This is a genomic window from Streptomyces sp. NPDC046900 (assembly GCF_040644975.1).
In the GTDB taxonomy this organism is placed as follows: domain Bacteria; phylum Actinomycetota; class Actinomycetes; order Streptomycetales; family Streptomycetaceae; genus Streptomyces.
Window position 1 is genome coordinate 123,392 of record NZ_JBEYXD010000001.1, and the last position, 18,776, is coordinate 142,167.

An 18,776-nucleotide genomic window follows, 5' to 3' on the forward strand; every position below is an offset into this window, starting at 1 on the left:
GTCCTCATGAGGAGGGGGACACCGTTTCCGGTGTCCCCCTCATCGGCTGCTAGTCGCGGGCCGCGATCAGGTGTTCCGCGTGCTCCTGGAGCGAGCGGACGCCCACGTCTCCGTGGTTGAGGGCGTCGATGCCCTGGACCGCCGCGGCGAGCGCCTGGACCGTGGTCAGGCACGGCACGGAGCGAGCCACCGCAGCGGTACGGATGTCGTAGCCGTCGAGGCGGCCGCCGGTGCCGTAGGGGGTGTTGACGATGAGGTCGACCTCGCCGTCGTGGATCAGCTGGACGATGGTCTTCTCGCCGTCCGGGCCCGTGCCCTCGGACTGCTTGCGCACGACGGTGGCGTTGATGCCGTTGCGCTTGAGGACCTCGGCCGTCCCGGACGTGGCGAGCAGCTCGAAGCCGTGGGCGACCAGCTCACGCGCCGGGAAGATCATCGACCGCTTGTCCCGGTTGGCGACCGAGATGAAGGCGCGGCCCTTGGTGGGCAGCGGGCCGTACGCCCCCGCCTGCGACTTGGCGTAGGCCGTGCCGAAGACGGAGTCGATGCCCATGACCTCGCCGGTGGAGCGCATCTCCGGGCCGAGGATGGTGTCCACGCCCCGTCCGTGGATGTCGCGGAACCGCGACCACGGCATGACGGCCTCCTTCACGGAGATCGGCGCGTCGAGCGGCAGTTCGCCGCCGTCGCCGTGCGCGGGCAGCAGCCCTTCGGACCGCAGCCCGGCGATCGTCGCGCCCAGCGAGATCCGGGCCGCGGCCTTCGCGAGCGGCACCGCCGTCGCCTTCGAGGTGAAGGGCACGGTGCGCGACGCGCGGGGGTTGGCCTCGAGGACGTAGAGGATGTCCCCGGCCATCGCGAACTGGATGTTGATCAATCCCCGGACCCCCACGCCACGGGCGATGGCCTCCGTCGAGGCGCGCAGCCGCTTGATGTCGAAGCCGCCCAGCGTGATCGGGGGCAGCGCGCACGCCGAGTCGCCGGAGTGGATGCCGGCCTCCTCGATGTGCTCCATGACGCCGCCGAGGTAGAGCTCCTCGCCGTCGTAGAGGGCGTCGACGTCGATCTCGATCGCGTCGTCGAGGAAGCGGTCGACCAGCACCGGCCGGGAGGGGCTGATCTCGGTCGACTCGGCGATGTACGAGGCGAGCCGGGTCTCGTCGTAGACGATCTCCATGCCGCGTCCGCCGAGGACGTACGAGGGCCGGACGAGGACCGGGTAGCCGATCTCGTCCGCGATCGCCTTGGCCTCGTCGAACGTGGTGGCCGTGCCGTGCTTGGGCGCCGGGAGGCCGGCCTCCGCGAGCACGCGCCCGAAAGCCCCGCGGTCCTCGGCGGCGTGGATCGCCTCCGGGGAGGTGCCCACGATCGGCACGCCGTTGTCCTTGAGCGCCTGGGACAGGCCCAGCGGGGTCTGGCCGCCCAACTGGACCACGACACCCGCGACGGGGCCGGCCTGCTGCTCGGCGTGGACGATCTCCAGCACGTCCTCGAGCGTCAGCGGCTCGAAGTAGAGGCGGTCGGAGGTGTCGTAGTCCGTGGAGACGGTCTCCGGGTTGCAGTTGACCATCACGGTCTCGTACCCGGCGTCGCTCAGCGCGAAGGAGGCGTGGACGCAGGAGTAGTCGAACTCGATGCCCTGGCCGATGCGGTTGGGGCCGGAGCCGAGGATGATCACCGCGGGCTTCTCGCGCCGGGCGACCTCGGTCTCCTCGTCGTAGGACGAGTAGAAGTACGGCGTCCTCGCCGCGAACTCGGCGGCGCAGGTGTCGACCGTCTTGTACACCGGGCGGATGCCCAGCGCGTGCCGCACCTCACGCACGACGTCCTCGCGCAGCCCGCGGATCTCACCGATCTGCTGGTCGGAGAAGCCGTGCCGCTTGGCCTCTGCGAGCAGCTCGGGGCCGAGCTTGTCGGCGGCGGCGAGCTCGTCCGCGATCTCCTTGATCAGGAACAGCTGGTCGACGAACCAGGGGTCGATCCTCGTCGCCTCGAAGACCTCTTCCTGCGTGGCACCGGCGCGGATGGCCTGCATGACCGTGTTGATCCGGCCGTCGGTGGGACGCCCCGCCACCTGGAGGAGCTCTGCCTTGTCCCCCACCTCGCCCACGAACGTGAACTGGCTGCCCTTCCTCTCCAGCGAGCGCAGCGCCTTCTGGAAGGCCTCGGTGAAGTTGCGGCCGATCGCCATGGCCTCGCCCACCGACTTCATCGTCGTGGTCAGCGTGCTGTCCGCGCTCGGGAACTTCTCGAAGGCGAACCGCGGTGCCTTGACGACGACGTAGTCCAGGGTCGGCTCGAAGGAGGCCGGGGTCTCCTGGGTGATGTCGTTCGGGATCTCGTCGAGGGTGTAGCCGACGGCGAGCTTGGCCGCGATCTTGGCGATCGGGAAGCCGGTCGCCTTGGAGGCGAGGGCCGAGGAGCGCGAGACACGCGGGTTCATCTCGATGACGATCACGCGACCGTCCTCGGGGTTCACCGCGAACTGGATGTTGCAGCCGCCGGTGTCGACGCCGACCTCGCGGATGACGGCGATGCCGATGTCGCGCAGGACCTGGTACTCGCGGTCCGTCAGCGTCATCGCCGGGGCGACGGTGATCGAGTCTCCGGTGTGCACGCCCATCGGGTCGAAGTTCTCGATGGAGCAGACGACCACGACGTTGTCGTGCTTGTCGCGCATCAGCTCCAGCTCGTACTCCTTCCAGCCGAGGATGGACTCCTCCAGGAGCACCTCGGTGGTCGGCGAGAGGGTCAGGCCCTGGCCGGCGATTCGGCGCAGCTCCTCCTCGTCGTGCGCGAAGCCGGAGCCGGCGCCGCCCATGGTGAACGAGGGACGGACGACGACCGGGTAGCCGCCGAGCTGCTCGACGCCGGCGAGCACCTCGTCCATGGAGTGGCAGATCACGGACCGGGCGGACTCGCCGTGCCCGATCTTCTTGCGGACCTCCTCCACGACGTCCTTGAACTGGTCGCGGTCCTCGCCCTTGTGGATCGCCTCGACGTTCGCGCCGATCAGTTCGACGCCGTGCTTCTCCAGAACGCCGTTCTCGTGCAGCTTGATGGCCGTGTTCAGGGCCGTCTGGCCGCCCAGGGTGGGCAGCAGCGCGTCCGGGCGCTCCTTGGCGATGATCTTCTCGACGATCTCCGGGGTGATCGGCTCGACATACGTCGCGTCGGCGATCTCCGGGTCGGTCATGATCGTCGCCGGGTTGGAGTTCACGAGGACGACGCGCAGGCCCTCGGACCTCAGGACCCGGCAGGCCTGGGTGCCGGAGTAGTCGAACTCGGCGGCCTGGCCGATGACGATCGGGCCCGAGCCGATGACCAGGACGGACTGGATATCGGTGCGCTTAGGCACGCTGGGCCTCCATCAGGGATACGAAGCGGTCGAACAGGTAGGCGGCGTCGTGCGGACCCGCGGCCGCTTCGGGGTGGTACTGGACGCTGAAGGCCGGCTGGTCGAGCAGCTGGAGTCCCTCCACCACGTTGTCGTTGAGGCAGACGTGGGAGACCTCGGCGCGGCCGTAGGGCGTGTCGGACACCTGGTCGAGCGGGGCGTCGACGGCGAAGCCGTGGTTGTGCGCGGTGACCTCGACCTTGCCGGTCGTACGGTCCTGCACCGGCTGGTTGATGCCCCGGTGGCCGTACTTCAACTTGTAGGTGCCGAAGCCGAGCGCGCGGCCCAGGATCTGGTTGCCGAAGCAGATGCCGAACAGGGGCGTGCGGCGCTCCAGTACGGCCTGCATGACGGAGACCGGGTGGTCGGCGGTGGCCGGGTCGCCGGGACCGTTGGAGAAGAACACGCCGTCCGGGTTCACGGCGTACACGTCCTCAGCGGTCGCCGTCGCGGGCAGCACGTGCACCTCGATGCCGCGCTCGGCCATGCGGTGCGGGGTCATGCCCTTGATGCCGAGGTCGACCGCGGCGACGGTGAACTTCCTCTCGCCGATCGCGGGCACGACATAGGGCTCGGTGGTGGCGACCTCGGCGGCGAGGTCCGCGCCCTTCATCTCGGGGGCCTGGCGCACCTCGGCGAGCATGGTGCCCTCGTCGGGCAGCGCGTTGCCGGAGAAGATGCCGACGCGCATGGCGCCGCGCTCACGCAGGTGACGGGTCAGCGCACGCGTGTCGATACCGCTTATGCCCACGACGCCCTGGTGGCGCAGCTCCTCGTCCAGCGAACGCCTGGCACGCCAGTTGGAGGGCACCCGCGCGGGGTCGCGCACGACGTAGCCCGCCACCCAGATCCGCTTCGACTCGGGATCCTCGTCGTTGACACCGGTGTTGCCGACGTGGGGGGCGGTCATCACGACGACCTGGCGGTGGTACGACGGGTCGGTGAGGGTCTCCTGGTAGCCGGTCATACCGGTGGAGAACACGGCCTCTCCGAAGGTCACCCCCACGGCCCCGTAGGCACGGCCGCGGAAGATGCGGCCGTCCTCCAGGACGAGTACGGCGGGAACCTTCGCGGCTCCCTTGGTGGAGGTCGTCATCGTGCGCCTTCCGTCTTGTTGATCATCTGGTTCAGGGTGTCGACCCATTCGTTGTGCTCGGCCGCCCGGTCGGAGCGGAACCCGGAGTCGATCAGCCTGTCGCCGTGCGCCCAGGTCACCACGAGGAGCCCGCCCTCGGTGAGGACCTTGCCGGCGAGCCCCTTGTCCAGCCGGGCCTCGCGCAGCTGTGCGGCCGGCACGAAGAAGTCCGTCGCCCCGGGGCGTACGACGTCCAGGCCCGCGTCCGTCAGCGTGAGCTCGACACGGCTGCGGGTACCCAGGCCGCGCGCCACGATCCGGTCCAGCCACTGCCCGGCGGTCGTGGAGCCGTGGTAGCGGCCGCTCATGCTCAGTCTCGCCAGGCCGGGGTCGTCCGGCGCGGTGGGAAGTTCGGGCAGGTCGCCCTGGAGGGTGCCGCGCCACTTCCAGCCCTCGCGCATCAGCCAGTAGACGAGCGCGATGAAGAGGACGAGTCCCACGAGCCAGCCGATGCGGGCGGCCCAGTCGGTCACTTCCGCCGATTTCTTCTCTGCGGCGAGCAGGATCACAGATGTCACGCGAGCTTCCCGTCGATCAGCGTGGCCTTGCCCCGCAGCCATGTGTGCGTGACACGGCCCGGCAGCTCACGGCCTTCGTATGGGGTGTTGCGGCTGCGCGAGGCGAAGCCCGCGGGGTCCACCCGGCCACGGTATGCGGTGTCGACAAGGGTGAGGTTGGCGGGCTCGCCTGCCGAGACGGGGCGGCCGTGGCCGGCCGCCCGGCCGATCCGCGCGGGCTTGAAGGCCATGCGGTCGGCGACGCCCGCCCAGTCGAGCAGGCCGGTGTCGACCATCGTCGCCTGGACCACGGACAGCGCGGTCTCCAGACCGACCATGCCCATGGCGGCCGCGGCCCACTCGCAGTCCTTGTCCTCGTGCGGGTGCGGGGCGTGGTCGGTGGCGACGATGTCGATCGTGCCGTCGGCGAGCGCCTCGCGCAGGGCCGTCACATCGCGCTCGGTGCGCAGCGGCGGGTTGACCTTGTAGACCGGGTCGTAGCTGCGCACCAGCTCGTCGGTGAGGAGGAGGTGGTGCGGGGTGACCTCCGCGGTGACGTCGATGCCGCGGGACTTGGCCCAGCGGACGATCTCGACGGACCCGGCGGTCGACAGGTGGCAGATGTGGACGCGCGAGCCGACGTGCTCGGCGAGCAGCACGTCCCGCGCGATGATCGACTCCTCGGCGACCGCAGGCCAGCCGCCGAGCCCCAGCTCGGCGGAGACGACGCCCTCGTTCATCTGGGCGCCCTCGGTCAGCCGCGACTCCTGCGCGTGCTGGGCGACGACCCCGCCGAAGGCCTTCACGTACTCCAGGGCCCGGCGCATGATCACCGCGTCGTCGACGCACTTGCCGTCGTCGGAGAAGACGGTGACGCCCGCCGCCGACTCGTGCATGGCACCCAGCTCGGCGAGCTTCTTGCCCTCGAGGCCGACGGTGACGGCTCCGATGGGCTGCACATCGCAGTAGCCGTGCTCCCGGCCGAGCCGCCAGACCTGCTCGACCACACCGGCGGTGTCGGCGACCGGGAAGGTGTTGGCCATGGCGAACACGGCGGTGTAGCCGCCGCTCGCGGCTGCCCTTGTACCGGTCAGGACGGTCTCGGAGTCCTCGCGGCCGGGCTCGCGCAGATGGGTGTGCAGGTCGACGAGGCCCGGGAGCAGCACCTTGCCCTCGGCCTCCACCACCTCGGCGCCCTCGGCGCTCAGGCCGGTGCCCACGCCGGCGATCGTCTCGCCGTCGATCAGCACGTCCTGTGGCTCACCGCCGAGTACCTTCGCACCGCGGATCAGGGTCTTGCTCATCGTTCTTACTTCTCCTCGGTGGTACGGGCAGGGGTGCCGGCGGGCGTGCTCTTCGCGTCGAACACGGCGCCTCCGAGCAGCAGGTACAGGACCGCCATGCGGATCGAGACGCCGTTCGCCACCTGCTCGATGGCGGTGCAGCGGTCGGAGTCGGCCACCTCGGCGGTGATCTCCATGCCGCGGACCATCGGCCCGGGGTGCATCACTATGGCGTCCTCGGGCATCTTCGCCATGCGGTCGGCGTCGAGGCCGTAGCGCCGGGCGTACTCGCGCTCGGTGGGGAAGAAGGCGGCGTTCATGCGCTCGCGCTGGACGCGCAGCATCATCACGGCGTCGGACTTGGGCAGGGTGGAGTCGAGGTCGTAGGAGACCTCGCAGGGCCAGGATCCGACGCCGATCGGCAGCAGGGTCGGCGGGGCGACGAGGGTGACCTCGGCGCCGAGCGTGTGCAGCAGGTCGACGTTGGAGCGGGCGACCCGGCTGTGCAGGACGTCTCCGACGATCGTGATGTGCTTGCCGGCGAGGTCGCGGCCGATGCCCGCGTCCCGTCCGACCAGGCGGCGGCGCATGGTGAAGGCGTCGAGCAGCGCTTGGGTGGGGTGCTGGTGGGTGCCGTCGCCGGCGTTGATCACGGCGGCGTCGATCCAGCCGGAGTTGGCCAGACGGTAGGGGGCTCCGGAGGCGCCGTGCCGGATGACGACAGCGTCGACGCCCATGGCCTCCAGGGTCTGCGCGGTGTCCTTGAGGGACTCGCCCTTGGACACGCTCGATCCCTTGGCGGAGAAGTTGATGACGTCCGCGGACAGGCGCTTCTCGGCGGCTTCGAAGGAGATCCGGGTACGGGTCGAGTCCTCGAAGAACAGGTTGACGACGGTGCGGCCGCGCAGGGTCGGCAGTTTCTTGATCGGCCGGTCCGCGACCCGGGCCATCTCCTCGGCGGTGTCGAGGATCAGGACGGCGTCGTCGCGGGTGAGGTCGGCGGCCGAGATCAGATGGCGCTGCATCTTTCAGGCTCCGTAAGGCAGTTCATCATTCGGGAGGATTCGGGCAGGCGGGCGCGCGCTGGGGCGCACTCGCGAGGCGTGAACTTGTGGCGTACGCCGGAGTGCTAGTGCTGTGCGCCCGGGGCGGTCTGCTTGGCGCCGAGCAGCACGGTGTCGCGACCGTCCTCCTCGGCGAGCTGGACCTTGACCGTCTCCCGCAGCGACGTGGGGAGGTTCTTGCCGACGTAGTCGGCGCGGATCGGCAGTTCGCGGTGGCCGCGGTCGACCAGGACCGCGAGCTGGACCGCACGCGGCCGCCCGATGTCGTTCAGGGCGTCGAGGGCGGCGCGGATGGTGCGGCCGGAGAAGAGCACGTCGTCGACGAGGACCACGAGGCGGCCGTCGATGCCGTCACCGGGAATCTCGGTGCGGGCCAGCGCTCGCGGCGGCTGCATGCGCAGGTCGTCGCGGTACATGGTGATGTCGAGGGAGCCGACCGGGATCTTGCGGCCGGTGATCTGCTCCAGCTTGTCGGCGAGCCGCCGGGCGAGGAAGACGCCCCGGGTCGGAATGCCGAGGAGCACCACGTCGTCGGCACCCTTGGCGCGCTCGACGATCTCATGGGCGATACGGGTCAACACCCGTGCGATGTCGGGGCCTTCGAGGACGGCCCGCGCATCGGAATGCTGCGTGTCCATACGAAACGGACCTCCTTCTCCGCCTCACGGGACGGACCTTAAAGGACGTCGGAATTGCGCCATACACGCTACCAGGCCGCCGGCGGTGCCCCGTCACCCCCCTGGCCGCACGCGTCACCCGTCCGGCGGCACGGCGGGCCGTCTACCACGGAAGGGTCGGTCCGGACCATTCGGCTTGACGGGGGAGAGTCACGCTGCGTAACCTCACAGTGAGTCACCAGCCGCGCGGCCGAGCCGCACGTCGACACCGTGTCCGGGGAGCTATATGTCCAGCGAATACGCCAAACAGCTCGGGGCCAAGCTCCGGGCCATCCGCACCCAGCAGGGCCTTTCCCTCCACGGTGTGGAGGAGAAGTCCCAGGGCCGCTGGAAGGCAGTCGTCGTCGGTTCGTATGAGCGCGGCGACCGCGCCGTCACCGTCCAGCGCCTCGCCGAGCTGGCGGATTTCTACGGGGTTCCGGTGCAGGAACTGCTGCCCGGCACCACGCCCGGCGGCGCCGCGGAGCCGCCGCCGAAACTGGTCCTCGACCTGGAGCGGCTGGCCCATGTGCCGGCCGAGAAGGCCGGCCCGCTGCAGCGGTACGCGGCCACGATCCAGTCCCAGCGCGGTGACTACAACGGCAAGGTGTTGTCGATCCGCCAGGACGACCTGCGCACCCTCGCGGTCATCTACGACCAGTCGCCTTCCGTCCTCACCGAGCAGCTGATCAGCTGGGGTGTCCTCGACGCGGACGCGCGCCGCGCCGTCTCCCACGAGGAGAGCTGACCGCTCCCGCCCTCAGCAGAAACGTGCCGCCCCTGTGCGCTGCCCTCACCGGCACCGCGCGGGGGCGGTTCTGTTGCGCCCTGTGAGGACCCGCCGGCGCGGCCCTGGCCCACCCGCCACGCCGCACACACCGGCCCCGGCGGTCACTGTTGCCACGACCTCCCGGACGACCTCGCGGCAGGCGGGATCGCTGGCCGAGAGGGCCGTGGCGGGGCCCGAGAGGCCCGCGCGGAAGGCGGGCGGGGCGGTTGCATGCGGAGCGGTGACCGTGCCTGCCACGGAGGCGACGACGGCCGGCGGTCCGGGGGCTTCCCCGTGGAACCGCCGGCCAGTCGTCGGCGTCGGGCGTGTCGGCCGCACGCCTAGTCGCGACGCAGGCTCGGCTTCAGGTCCTTGAGACGGCCCAGCAGTCCGTTGACGAACGCGGGCGACTCGTCCGTGGAGAACTCCTTGGCGAGCTGCACCATCTCGTCGAGCACCACCGCGTCCGGGGTCTCGTCGACCCAGATCAGCTCATAGGCGCCCAGACGCAGGATGTTCCGGTCGACGACCGGCATCCGGTCCAGCGTCCAGCCGACCGCGTACTGCGCGATCAGCTCGTCGATGCGCTGCGCGTGCTCCGCGTAGCCCTCGACGAGCTGCATCGTGTACTCGCTCACCGGCGGCTGCCGGGTGTCGTCGCGCGAGAGCCGGATCCAGTCCGCGAGGACCGTGAGGACGGCGGCCCCGCGCTGGTCCCCCTCGAAGAGGATCTGGAAGGCGCGTTTACGTGCCGTGTTACGGGCAGCCACGGTTAAGCGTTCACCCGGCCGAGGTAGTCGCTCGTGCGGGTGTCGACCTTGATCTTCTCGCCGGTGGTGATGAAGAGCGGGACCTGGATCTGGTGGCCGGTCTCCAGCGTGGCGGGCTTGGTGCCGCCGGTGGAGCGGTCGCCCTGGACACCCGGCTCGGTCTCGGCGATGGTCAGCTCGACAGCGGCGGGCAGCTCGACGAAGAGCACCTCGCCCTCGTGCTGCGCGACGACTGCCGTGAAGCCCTCGATGAGGAAGTTCGCGGCGTCACCGACGGCCTTCGGGTCGATGTGCAGCTGGTCGTACGTCTCCATGTCCATGAAGACGAAGTAGTCGCCGTCCTTGTACGAGTACTGCATGTCGCGCTTGTCGACGGTGGCCGTCTCGACCTTGACACCGGCGTTGAAGGTCTTGTCGACGACCTTGCCGGAGAGCACGTTCTTGAGCTTGGTGCGCACGAAGGCGGGGCCCTTGCCGGGCTTGACGTGCTGGAACTCGACGACGGACCAGAGCTGGCCGCCTTCGAGCTTGAGCACCATGCCGTTCTTGAGGTCGTTCGTGGAAGCCACGGTTGCGGAATCTCCTGGACTGGTACGACCCCGGGGCGCGCGCTACAGCGCGAGCAGCTCCTTGGTCGTGATGGTGAGTAGCTCGGGTCCGCCGTCCGCCTCGGGGCGTACGACGAGCGTGTCATCGATCCGGACACCGCCCCGTCCCGGGAGGTGTACCCCCGGTTCGATGGTGACCGGCACGCAAGTGTCCAGTTTACCCATGGCTGTGGGAGCCAACTGCGGGTCCTCGTCGATTTCGAGCCCCACCCCGTGCCCCGTCAGTGGCGGAAGGCACCCGCCGTACCCCGCGGAATCCAGTACCTGACGCGCCGCGCGGTCCACCTCGCGGTTGGCGGCGCCGGGTGTCAGGGCCTGTCGTCCGGCGCGCTGGGCAGCGAAGACCAGGTCGTACAGCTCGATCTGCCAGTCGGCGGGCGAGGTGCCGATCACGAACGTGCGGCCGATCTCGCAGCGGTAGCCGCGATAGGCGGCCCCGAGGCAGACGGAGAGGAAGTCGCCCTCCTCCACCCTCCGGTCGGTGGGTCGGTGACAGCGGCGGCCGGAGTTGGGCCCGGTCGCGACCGAGGTGGCGAAGGCGGGTCCGTCGGCCCCGTGGTCGACGAGCCGCCGCTCCAGTTCGAGGGCGAGATGGCGCTCGGTGCGCCCGACGAGGATCGACTCCAGCAGCTCGCTCAGGGCCTGGTCGACGATCTCGGCGCCGATCCGCAGCAGGGCGATCTCCTCCTCGTCCTTGACGACCCGCAGCTGCTCGACGGCACTGCCGAGATCGCTGAGCCGCAGCCGGGGGGCGACGGATCTGAGGGCCCGGTGCCGGGCCACGGTGAGGTGGTGCTCTTCGAGCGCCAGGGACTCGGCACCCTGCGAGGCGGCCAGATCGGCCGCGGCGACGGCGGTGTCACCGGCGGGCACCGGCAGCGCGTGCACCCGCAGCGCCTCGTCGGGCCGTCCGTCGGCGATCTGGTCGTCCGGCGGTCCGGCGCACACCAGCACGTCGTGACCGATGCCCAGCAGCAGTACGGCGCCCCTGGGCGCGGCGCCCGCGAGATAACGAACGTTGGCGGGGCGGGAGACCAGCGCCGTCGCGCTGCCGCCCGCGCTGCAGCGCTCCCTCAGCCGCTCCCGGCGGGCCGCGTACACCTCTGACATGACCCGAGCCTACGAGCGTCAGCCGAATGTCGCCGTTCCAGAGGTCCGGACGGGCGGCTCTCACCCGTGGAGGCCGCATCGCGGGCCCGGCGGTCGGCCGTCCGGAGGATGCCTGTCCAGTGGGATCTCACCCGCGTGGGGTCCGACGGCCCCGTCTCCGGGACGGGCCCGTCAGGGCCTCACCACTGCGGTGGGCTCGCGATCGAGCGGGCCAGTACCTCGTCCAGGACCCGGGCCGTGCCCGGGACGTCGAGCTGAGAGTTGTCGACGATCGGCAGTCCGGAGCCGTACCAGCCGGCCATACGGCCATGGATGCGCGCGACTTCCTCGTCGGTGAGCCGGCGGTTGCCGGTGCGCTCGGCATTGCGCTCCAGGACCACCTCCAGGCCGGGCAGCAGCACGACCGGCAGCAGGCCCGGGCCCACATGCCGCTTCCAGCCGCCGAGGCCGACGACCGGGCGGTCCGGGAAGACGGCGTCGTCGAGGATGCAGGAGATCCCGTTCGCCAGGAAGTTGCGGGCGGCGAAGCCGCAGGTACGGCGGGCGAGACGATACTGCGCCTCCGAGTGGTCGTTCCAGCCCGACTGCGGGTCGGCGAAGCCCGAGCGCACCCATTCGCGTACGTCGTCGAGGCTGATGTGGGCCGTGGGGGTCCTGCGATGGCCGGCCCAGTACTTGGCGACGCTCGTCTTGCCCGCACCGGCCGGGCCTATGAGCAGTACGGCGAGCGTGGTGGCCGCGAGGTCGGGCGCGCCCGGGGCCGGCGGTGCGCTCGGCATGCCGACCGGGCCGCCGGGTGGTAGTTGCACATGGCCCGTGGTGTCCGGCGCGGGCGGGAGAGGCGGCTGGGCCGTCGGGACATGGGCGTGCGGGGCACCGGCGGGCGCGGGTGGTACCGCGAAACCCGGCGCGGGCGGGGCCTGCGGTCCGGGGCCCGGCTGGGCGCCGGGCTGTCCCGGATGGTGTGCATCCGGTGCCCAAGTGGTCGCCGGACCGTGCCCCGGCTCGTGGGGCGGCGGCAGCGGAGCTCCCACTGCGTCCTGCATCCGGTGCCACTCCGTCTCGTGTTTCGGTTCGCCTCCGGCGGGCGATCGGCGCTGGCCGCGAGGCCTGCCGCCCCGCTGCCTACCGAACGGTACCGTCCCCGGCCGCCGTTGTGTGAACGGCCGGGAGGGGCCCGAAGTGCCCGTCGCCGCAGGCGGATCGGGGCAGCCGGGCCGAGCGGAACGCGTCGCCCGCCGCACAGACCCCGCGGACGAGCGGCGACCGCACGGCAGGCCCGCAGGCGCCCGGGAAGGGGCTACTCCCCCACTTCTCCGTACGCGGCGAGCAGGACCGCCGGGTCCGGGCCCTCGAGCACGGCGGGCTTGGCCAGACCGTCCAGGACGATGAAGCGGAGCAGGTCGCCGCGGGACTTCTTGTCGACCTTCATCGTCTCCAGCAGCTTGGGCCACTGGTCGTAGCGGTAGTGCAGCGGCAGCCCGACCGACTCCAGGACCGTACGGTGGCGGTCGGCGGTCACGTCGTCCAACCGGCCCGCCAGACGCCCGAGTTCGGCGGCGAAGTGCATACCGACGGCGACCGCGGCGCCGTGGCGCCACTTGTACCGCTCGTTCTTCTCGATCGCGTGGCCGAGCGTGTGCCCGTAGTTGAGGATCTCGCGCAGGCCCGACTCCCTCAGGTCCGAGGAGACGACCTCGGCCTTGACCTTGATGGAGCGTTCGATCAGCTCGGCCGTGTGTGGTCCGGCCGGGGTGCGGGCGGCCTGCGGGTCCTCCTCGATCAGATCCAGGATCACCGGGTCGGCGATGAAGCCGGCCTTGATGACCTCGGCGAGCCCGGAGACGTAGTCGTTGACCGGCAGGGAGTCCAGCGCGGCGAGGTCGCACAGCACGCCCGCGGGCGGATGGAAGGCGCCCACCAGGTTCTTGCCCTCGGCGGTGTTGATGCCGGTCTTGCCGCCGACCGCGGCGTCCACCATCGCCAGCACGGTGGTCGGAACGGCGATCCAGCGCACCCCGCGCAGCCAGGTCGCGGCCACGAACCCGGCCAGGTCGGTGGTCGCGCCACCGCCCACGGCGACGATGACGTCGGTGCGGGTGAAGCCGGACTGGCCGAGCGCCTTCCAGCAGTAGGCGGCGACCTCGGCCGTCTTGGCCTCCTCGGCGTTCGGCACCTGGATGGCGATCGCCTCGAGGCCCTGCTCGGCGAGGTCGGCGCGCAGGACCTCGCCTGTCTCGGTCAGCGCCTCGGGGTGGATCACCGCGACCCGCCTGGCCCGGTCACCGATCAGACCGGGCAGCTCGCCGAGGAGTTGACGGCCGACCAGGACCTCATAGGGGTCGGTCCCTGCCGTGCCACCGACCTGGATCCGCGTCACTGCCTCGCTCATGCTTCCTTCAACTCCAGTGCGTCCAGGGCGGCTTGGGTGACCTCTTCGGGGCTGCGGCCATCGGTGGCGACGACGGCCGTCGCGACCTCCTCGTAGAGGTGGCGGCGGGCCTCCATCAGTTCGCGCCACTGCCGGCGCGGGTTGACGGCGAGCAGCGGGCGGGCCGTGTTGAGACCGGTGCGCCGGACCGCCTCCTCGACGTCCATGGACAGATACACGACCCGGTGCCCGCTCAGCAGGGCCCGTGTCTCCTCGTCCAGGATCGCGCCCCCGCCGAGGGCGAGAACCCCCTGGTGCCCGGCCAGTGCCTCACGCACCGCCTGCTTCTCCAGGGCGCGGAAGACCGGCTCGCCCTCGTCCACGAAGATGTCGGAGATGGACCGGCCCTGCTCGGCGACGATGTCGTCGTCCGTGTCCCGGTAGCCGACGCCTAGCCGCTCCGCCAGCAGCTGCCCGACCGTGGACTTGCCCACCCCCATCGGGCCCACCAGGACCACCACCGGCGCGCTCACCGGATCGCCAGGCTCTCGAGGTAGGAGCGGACGTTACGGCGCGTCTCGGCCACGTTGTCACCGGCGAACTTCTCCGCCACCGCGTCCGCGAGGACCAGGGCCACCATCGCCTCCGCGACGATTCCGGCCGCCGGGACCGCGCACACGTCGGACCGCTGGTGGTGCGCCTGCGTCGGCTCGCCCGTGGCCACGTCCACGGTCTGCAGCGCCCGGGGCACGGTGGCGATGGGCTTCATGGCGGCGCGTACGCGCAGCAGCTCACCGGTGGACAGCCCGCCCTCGGTGCCGCCGGAGCGGCCGGTCGCCCGCTTGATGCCGTCGGGCGTGGTGACGATCTCGTCGTGTGCCTTCGAGCCCGGCACGCGCGCCAGCTCGAAGCCGTCGCCGACCTCGACGCCCTTGATCGCCTGGATGCCCATCAGCGCGGCCGCGAGCCGCGCGTCGAGCCGGCGGTCCCAGTGCACATGCGAACCGAGGCCCACCGGCACGCCGTAGGCGAGGACCTCGACCACACCGCCGAGGGTGTCGCCGTCCTTGTGCGCCTGGTCGATCTCCGCGACCATCGCCTTCGACGCGTCAGCGTCCAGGCACCGCACCGGGTCGGCGTCCAGCCGCTCCACGTCCGCCGGGGTCGGGTACACGCCGTACGGCGCCTTCGCCGACGCGAGCTCGACCACATGGGACACGATCTCGATCCCGGCCGTCTCCTTCAGGTACGACCGCGCCACCGCGCCCAGCGCCACGCGCGCCGCGGTCTCCCGGGCCGACGCCCGCTCCAGGATCGGCCGAGCCTCGTCGAAGCCGTACTTCTGCATACCGGCGAGGTCGGCGTGCCCGGGCCGCGGCCGGGTCAGCGGTGCGTTGCGCGCCAGCCCCTCGAGCACCTCCGGATCGACCGGGTCGGCGGCCATCACCTGCTCCCACTTGGGCCACTCGGTGTTGCCGACCATCACCGCGACCGGGGAGCCCAGGGTGAGTCCGTGGCGGACCCCGCCCAGGAAGGTGACCTCGTCCCGCTCGAACTTCATCCGGGCACCGCGCCCATAGCCCAGCCGACGCCGCGCCAGGTGATCCGCCACCATGTCCGTGGTGATCGGCACGCCGGCGGGAAGGCCCTCCAGCGTCGCGACAAGTGCGGGACCGTGGGACTCCCCCGCGGTCAGCCAGCGCAACCTGCTCAACGGTGCTCCTCAGTGCTCGCGCTCTGGTACTGCCCTGCGTACACGCGTCCTCGCGTACGGCGACGGCGACACCGGGTGCGCGGTCCCGGCCCGCCACCTCCGATCCTCCCACGTCCGGGGGCGGGAACCGGTCCCAGGTCCATCAGGCGGACGGGAGCGGACCGGTCGGGAGGGCCGGTGCCGGTCACGTCCGGCGGGCCGCCAGGGCGTGCTCGCCCGCCGTGCGCATGGCGTCCACGGGGGCCGGGGCGTGGCCCGTCATCTGCTCGACCTGCAGCACGGCCTGGTGCACCAGCAGGTCGAGACCGCTGATCACGGCACCGCCGTACATGGACCAGCGGGCGGCGAGAGCCGTGGGCCAGGGGTCGTAGAGCACGTCGAAGAGGGCGGCCGGGCGTTCGGGAACGGCGGCGGCCAGCGCGTCCGTCGTCCCGGCCGGCGTGGTGGCGACGACCAGCGGCGCGCGCAGCGCCCGGTCGGCCAGTGACCAGTCCGCGGTACGGACGTCGACCTCGAGCCGCTCGCCCCACCTGCGCATCTCGGCGGCCCGCGCCTCGCTGCGCACATAGGCGACGACCTCGCCGGTGCAGATCCTGGCGAGCGCGGCCAGCGCGGAGGAGGCGGTGGCGCCCGCACCCAGGATCGCGGCGGAGCCGACCTGCTCGATGCCCCGCTCGCGCAGCGCGGCGACCATCCCGGGGATGTCGGTGTTGTCGCCGAGGCGCCGCCCGTCCCTGTCGAACACGACGGTGTTCACGGCCTCCACCGAGGCGGCGGTGTCGCTGACGGAGTCGAGCAGCGGGATGACGGCCCGCTTCAACGGCATGGTCAGCGACAGCCCGGCCCATTCGGGTCCGAGCGCCTCCACGAACCGGGGCAGCGCCTCCTCGTCGACCTCGAAGCGGTCGTACGACCAGCTCTCGAGGCCCAGTTCCCGGTACGCGGCGCGGTGCAGCACCGGGGAGAGGGAGTGGGCGATCGGAGAGCCGAGGACGGCGGCCCGGCGCTTGCCGACGGTGCCCGTCATTGACCCTTCTTCTGCTGTTCGAGGTACTTCTCGCGGTTGCGGTTCTGCTCTGCGTTGGTCTCGGCGAACAGTGTCTCGTTCTCGTTTATCGAGACGAAGTAGTACCAGTTCCCCTTGGCCGGCTTGAGGGCAGCCTTGATCGCCACTTCGCCGGGGTTGTCGATCGGTCCGGGCGGCAGGCCCTTGAACTTGTACGTGTTGTACGGGTTGTTGATCTGTCGCAGATCGTTGACCGACCCGGTGGCGAGTTTGGACTGACCGCGGAAGTAGTTCACCGTCGAGTCGAAGTCGAGCAGGCCGTAGGTCTCGGTGTTGTCCGGTTTGAGCCGGTTGTAGACGACCGTCGCGACCTTCTCGAAGTCGCGCTTGTACTTGCCCTCCGCCTGGACGAGGCTCGCGACCGTCAGGACCTGCAGCGGATTGTCCAGGTTGAGGCTCTTGGCCTTGGCCTGGATGCCGAACTCGGCGTACTTCTGCTTCGACCTGTCGACCATCTGCTTGAGGACGTCCTCGGGCTTCATGCCCTTGGCGACCGGATAACTCGACGGGTACAGGAACCCTTCGAGCGGGTCCTTGATGTCCTTGTTGGTGTTCGCCCAGTCGGGCAGTCCGAGGGTCTTCCACTTCTTCGCGGCGATGTCCTTGGTGGTGCCCGCCTTCAGCTTCAGACGCTCGTCGATCGCCGCGTAGATTTCCGCGTTGCGTCGCCCCTCGGCGATGATCAGGTTGTTCTTGCTCTTCGGGCTGAGCATCAACTGGACGGCGGCGGCCGCGGACATGTGCTGGTTCAGCGTGTAGGTGCCCGCCTGGAGGGTCTTGCCCTCGGGGTTCTGCCCCTGCGCCGCCACGAACGCGTCGACGCTCTTGACCACACCGGCCTTTTTCAGCACCTGTCCGATGGTGGCCCCGGTGGCACCGTCGGGAATGGTGACCGTGACCTGCTCGCCGTCACCTTCGCCGGCGTAGTCGGGAGCCGGGCCGAAACGATTTTGGTAGAACTGGTACCCGAAGTAACCGACCCCGCCGACACCGCCGCCGAGGACCAGCACGACCACCAGGCAGGCACATCCGTTGCGGCGCTTCTTGCCCTTTTTGCCCTTGTTGTCCTGGTCGCCGCGGCCCCGTCGGCCGCGGCGGTCACCCGGCTCGTCGTCGTCATCGTCGTCGTCCCCGCCCGTGAAGAAGGCGTGTTCGCCCTGGTCGGGGCCCGGGTCCCAGTCGGTCTCCGGTTCCGGCTCGGCACGCCGCCGGCTCGGCGGCTCGGGGGGCGGATACGCGCCCGGCGTCGGGTAGAAGTCGGGCTGCTGAGCGCCGGACCGGGTGCCGTACGGGTCCGCCGGGTCCGAGTGCTGGGGAACCTGGCTCTGTCCGTTCCAGCCGGAGTTGTCGTACCCCTGCTGCTGCCCCCCGTACTGCGGCTGCCCCTGCTGCGGGTACTGCTGCCCGCCCTGCTGCGGGTACTGCTGCTGCGGGTACTGCTGCCCACCCTGCTGCGGGTACTGCTGCTGCCCGCCCTGCGGCTGTCCCTGCTGCGGATACTGCTGCTGCCTGTGGCCCGGGTACTGCTGGTAGCCCTGGTGTCCCTGGCCGTAGCCCGGCTGCTGGGCGCCGCCCCACTCGCCGTAGTGCTGCTGCTGCGGCTGCTCCGGGTACTGCTGCGACGGGTCGCCGTACGGGGACTGGTCCGCGCCGGACTGCTGTCCTTGCCATCCGCCGTCCCCGTACAACGGGTCCTCGGGATGCCACGGTGCGGAGCCCGGGCCCCGGCCATACTCAGTCATCGATCCCCTAGAGCCGAAAGCGGCGGTCGCAGGCGCTGGTGGCTCGGCTTCCGTTCCGCCTCATTGCTGTGCGGTAGCTGTTCGAATGCCATCGCACCGCGCGGAACGTTACCGTATCGCGATCAGATGACCAGTTCGACGCCCTCGCCCGGTGCTTTACCTGACACTCGTTCGGATTCCAGCGCTTGCTGGAGGATGATGACGGCGGCGGCCTGGTCGATCACGGACCGGCCCTTCTTGGACTTCACTCCCGAGGCGCGCAACCCCTGACCGGCCGTCACCGTGGTCATCCGTTCGTCCACGAGCCTCACCGGCACGGGCGCGATCAAACGCGCCAACTCCTGCGCGAAGCCGCGGACCTTCACCGCGGCCGGACCCTCACCCCCCTTGAGAGAGCGGGGGAGGCCGACGACGACCTCGATCGGCTCGTACTCCTCTACGAGCTGCTTCAGCCGCCGTTGAGCCGCCGGGACGTCCCGGCCCGCGACCGTCTCCACCGGAGTGGCCAGGATCCCGTCGGGGTCGCACGAGGCGACCCCGATACGGGCGTCACCGACATCGATCGCGAGCCGGCGTCCTCTTCTCATATTTCTT

General features: G+C 70.7%; 17 protein-coding genes. 1 reads left to right on the forward strand and 16 read right to left on the reverse strand.

Features of this window, described 5'->3' with window-relative positions; all coding sequences use genetic code 11:
* Window positions 1–49 precede the first annotated feature (49 nt).
* The 6 genes from carB to pyrR all read right to left on the reverse strand — a co-directional run bounded on the left by carB (window position 50) and on the right by pyrR (window position 8,014).
* A complete protein-coding gene (gene carB / locus ABZ904_RS00525) occupies window positions 50–3,358 on the reverse strand; it encodes a carbamoyl-phosphate synthase large subunit (RefSeq protein WP_359390090.1) in 3,309 nt (1,102 codons plus the stop codon).
* The gene (carA, locus tag ABZ904_RS00530) at window positions 3,351–4,493 is read right to left on the reverse strand and encodes a glutamine-hydrolyzing carbamoyl-phosphate synthase small subunit (protein WP_359390087.1); all 1,143 of its coding nucleotides are present in this window, start codon (window positions 4,491–4,493) and stop codon (window positions 3,351–3,353) included. The genes carB and carA overlap by 8 nt, the downstream gene beginning before the upstream one ends.
* Complete coding sequence (locus ABZ904_RS00535; protein WP_360992011.1) at window positions 4,490–5,050, reverse strand: hypothetical protein; 561 nt, start codon at window positions 5,048–5,050, stop codon at window positions 4,490–4,492. The genes carA and ABZ904_RS00535 overlap by 4 nt, the downstream gene beginning before the upstream one ends.
* On the reverse strand, window positions 5,047–6,333 hold the full coding sequence (locus ABZ904_RS00540; protein ID WP_359390081.1) for a dihydroorotase: 1,287 nt from the start codon (window positions 6,331–6,333) through the stop codon (window positions 5,047–5,049). The genes ABZ904_RS00535 and ABZ904_RS00540 overlap by 4 nt, the downstream gene beginning before the upstream one ends.
* A 5-nt stretch (window positions 6,334–6,338) precedes the next feature.
* The gene (locus tag ABZ904_RS00545; protein WP_360992007.1) at window positions 6,339–7,337 is read right to left on the reverse strand and encodes an aspartate carbamoyltransferase catalytic subunit; all 999 of its coding nucleotides are present in this window, start codon (window positions 7,335–7,337) and stop codon (window positions 6,339–6,341) included.
* Window positions 7,338–7,441: 104 nt separating this feature from the next.
* Window positions 7,442–8,014, reverse strand: coding sequence for a bifunctional pyr operon transcriptional regulator/uracil phosphoribosyltransferase PyrR (pyrR, locus tag ABZ904_RS00550; RefSeq protein ID WP_359390076.1), 573 nt, complete (start codon window positions 8,012–8,014; stop codon window positions 7,442–7,444).
* 265 nt (window positions 8,015–8,279) lie between these two features.
* On the opposite strand from pyrR, the gene bldD reads away from it, so the two are divergent.
* Entirely contained in the window at window positions 8,280–8,780 is a 501-nt protein-coding gene (gene bldD, locus ABZ904_RS00555; protein WP_003956405.1) for a transcriptional regulator BldD, read from the forward strand.
* A gap of 362 nt (window positions 8,781–9,142) precedes the next feature.
* Here bldD and nusB read toward each other — a convergent pair whose 3' ends face one another.
* The 10 genes from nusB to ruvX form a co-directional block, all read right to left on the reverse strand.
* Window positions 9,143–9,571 (reverse strand): transcription antitermination factor NusB, encoded by a 429-nt coding sequence (gene nusB / locus ABZ904_RS00560; protein WP_359390073.1) that lies wholly within the window; start codon window positions 9,569–9,571, stop codon window positions 9,143–9,145.
* A gap of 2 nt (window positions 9,572–9,573) precedes the next feature.
* On the reverse strand, window positions 9,574–10,140 hold the full coding sequence (gene efp, locus ABZ904_RS00565; protein ID WP_359390071.1) for an elongation factor P: 567 nt from the start codon (window positions 10,138–10,140) through the stop codon (window positions 9,574–9,576).
* 42 nt (window positions 10,141–10,182) lie between these two features.
* The gene (locus ABZ904_RS00570; RefSeq protein WP_360991997.1) at window positions 10,183–11,289 is read right to left on the reverse strand and encodes an aminopeptidase P family protein; all 1,107 of its coding nucleotides are present in this window, start codon (window positions 11,287–11,289) and stop codon (window positions 10,183–10,185) included.
* Window positions 11,290–11,468: 179 nt separating this feature from the next.
* The gene (locus ABZ904_RS00575) at window positions 11,469–12,335 is read right to left on the reverse strand and encodes a Pro-rich N-terminal domain-containing protein (protein ID WP_360991994.1); all 867 of its coding nucleotides are present in this window, start codon (window positions 12,333–12,335) and stop codon (window positions 11,469–11,471) included.
* A 254-nt stretch (window positions 12,336–12,589) separates the two neighbouring features.
* Window positions 12,590–13,681, reverse strand: coding sequence for a 3-dehydroquinate synthase (aroB, locus tag ABZ904_RS00580; RefSeq protein WP_360991991.1), 1,092 nt, complete (start codon window positions 13,679–13,681; stop codon window positions 12,590–12,592).
* Window positions 13,678–14,193 (reverse strand): shikimate kinase, encoded by a 516-nt coding sequence (locus ABZ904_RS00585; RefSeq protein WP_359390059.1) that lies wholly within the window; start codon window positions 14,191–14,193, stop codon window positions 13,678–13,680. Before ABZ904_RS00585 ends, aroB begins: the two co-directional genes overlap by 4 nt.
* Window positions 14,190–15,374, reverse strand: a complete 1,185-nt coding sequence (gene aroC / locus ABZ904_RS00590; protein WP_359390056.1) for a chorismate synthase — start codon at window positions 15,372–15,374, stop codon at window positions 14,190–14,192. Before aroC ends, ABZ904_RS00585 begins: the two co-directional genes overlap by 4 nt.
* A 184-nt stretch (window positions 15,375–15,558) precedes the next feature.
* Window positions 15,559–16,401, reverse strand: coding sequence for a shikimate dehydrogenase (locus tag ABZ904_RS00595; protein ID WP_360991986.1), 843 nt, complete (start codon window positions 16,399–16,401; stop codon window positions 15,559–15,561).
* Complete coding sequence (gene mltG, locus ABZ904_RS00600) at window positions 16,398–18,182, reverse strand: endolytic transglycosylase MltG (protein ID WP_359390051.1); 1,785 nt, start codon at window positions 18,180–18,182, stop codon at window positions 16,398–16,400. Before mltG ends, ABZ904_RS00595 begins: the two co-directional genes overlap by 4 nt.
* A 122-nt stretch (window positions 18,183–18,304) precedes the next feature.
* Window positions 18,305–18,769, reverse strand: coding sequence for a Holliday junction resolvase RuvX (gene ruvX / locus ABZ904_RS00605; RefSeq protein WP_359390048.1), 465 nt, complete (start codon window positions 18,767–18,769; stop codon window positions 18,305–18,307).
* Window positions 18,770–18,776 lie beyond the last annotated feature (7 nt).

Excerpts from the sequence above, each read along its gene's own strand:
- ABZ904_RS00545 (WP_360992007.1), bottom strand. The coding sequence starts at position 7,337 with ATGCAGCGCCATCTGATCTCGGCCGCCGACCTCACCCGCGACGACGCC.
- ABZ904_RS00595 (WP_360991986.1), bottom strand. The coding sequence starts at position 16,401 with ATGACGGGCACCGTCGGCAAGCGCCGGGCCGCCGTCCTCGGCTCTCCG.
- ABZ904_RS00540 (WP_359390081.1), bottom strand. The coding sequence starts at position 6,333 with ATGAGCAAGACCCTGATCCGCGGTGCGAAGGTACTCGGCGGTGAGCCA.
- ABZ904_RS00575 (WP_360991994.1), bottom strand. The coding sequence starts at position 12,335 with ATGCAGGACGCAGTGGGAGCTCCGCTGCCGCCGCCCCACGAGCCGGGG.
- mltG (WP_359390051.1), bottom strand. The coding sequence starts at position 18,182 with ATGACTGAGTATGGCCGGGGCCCGGGCTCCGCACCGTGGCATCCCGAG.
- carA (WP_359390087.1), bottom strand. The coding sequence starts at position 4,493 with ATGACGACCTCCACCAAGGGAGCCGCGAAGGTTCCCGCCGTACTCGTC.
- pyrR (WP_359390076.1), bottom strand. The coding sequence starts at position 8,014 with ATGGACACGCAGCATTCCGATGCGCGGGCCGTCCTCGAAGGCCCCGAC.
- bldD (WP_003956405.1), top strand. The coding sequence starts at position 8,280 with ATGTCCAGCGAATACGCCAAACAGCTCGGGGCCAAGCTCCGGGCCATC.
- aroB (WP_360991991.1), bottom strand. The coding sequence starts at position 13,681 with ATGAGCGAGGCAGTGACGCGGATCCAGGTCGGTGGCACGGCAGGGACC.
- ruvX (WP_359390048.1), bottom strand. The coding sequence starts at position 18,769 with ATGAGAAGAGGACGCCGGCTCGCGATCGATGTCGGTGACGCCCGTATC.
- ABZ904_RS00570 (WP_360991997.1), bottom strand. The coding sequence starts at position 11,289 with ATGTCAGAGGTGTACGCGGCCCGCCGGGAGCGGCTGAGGGAGCGCTGC.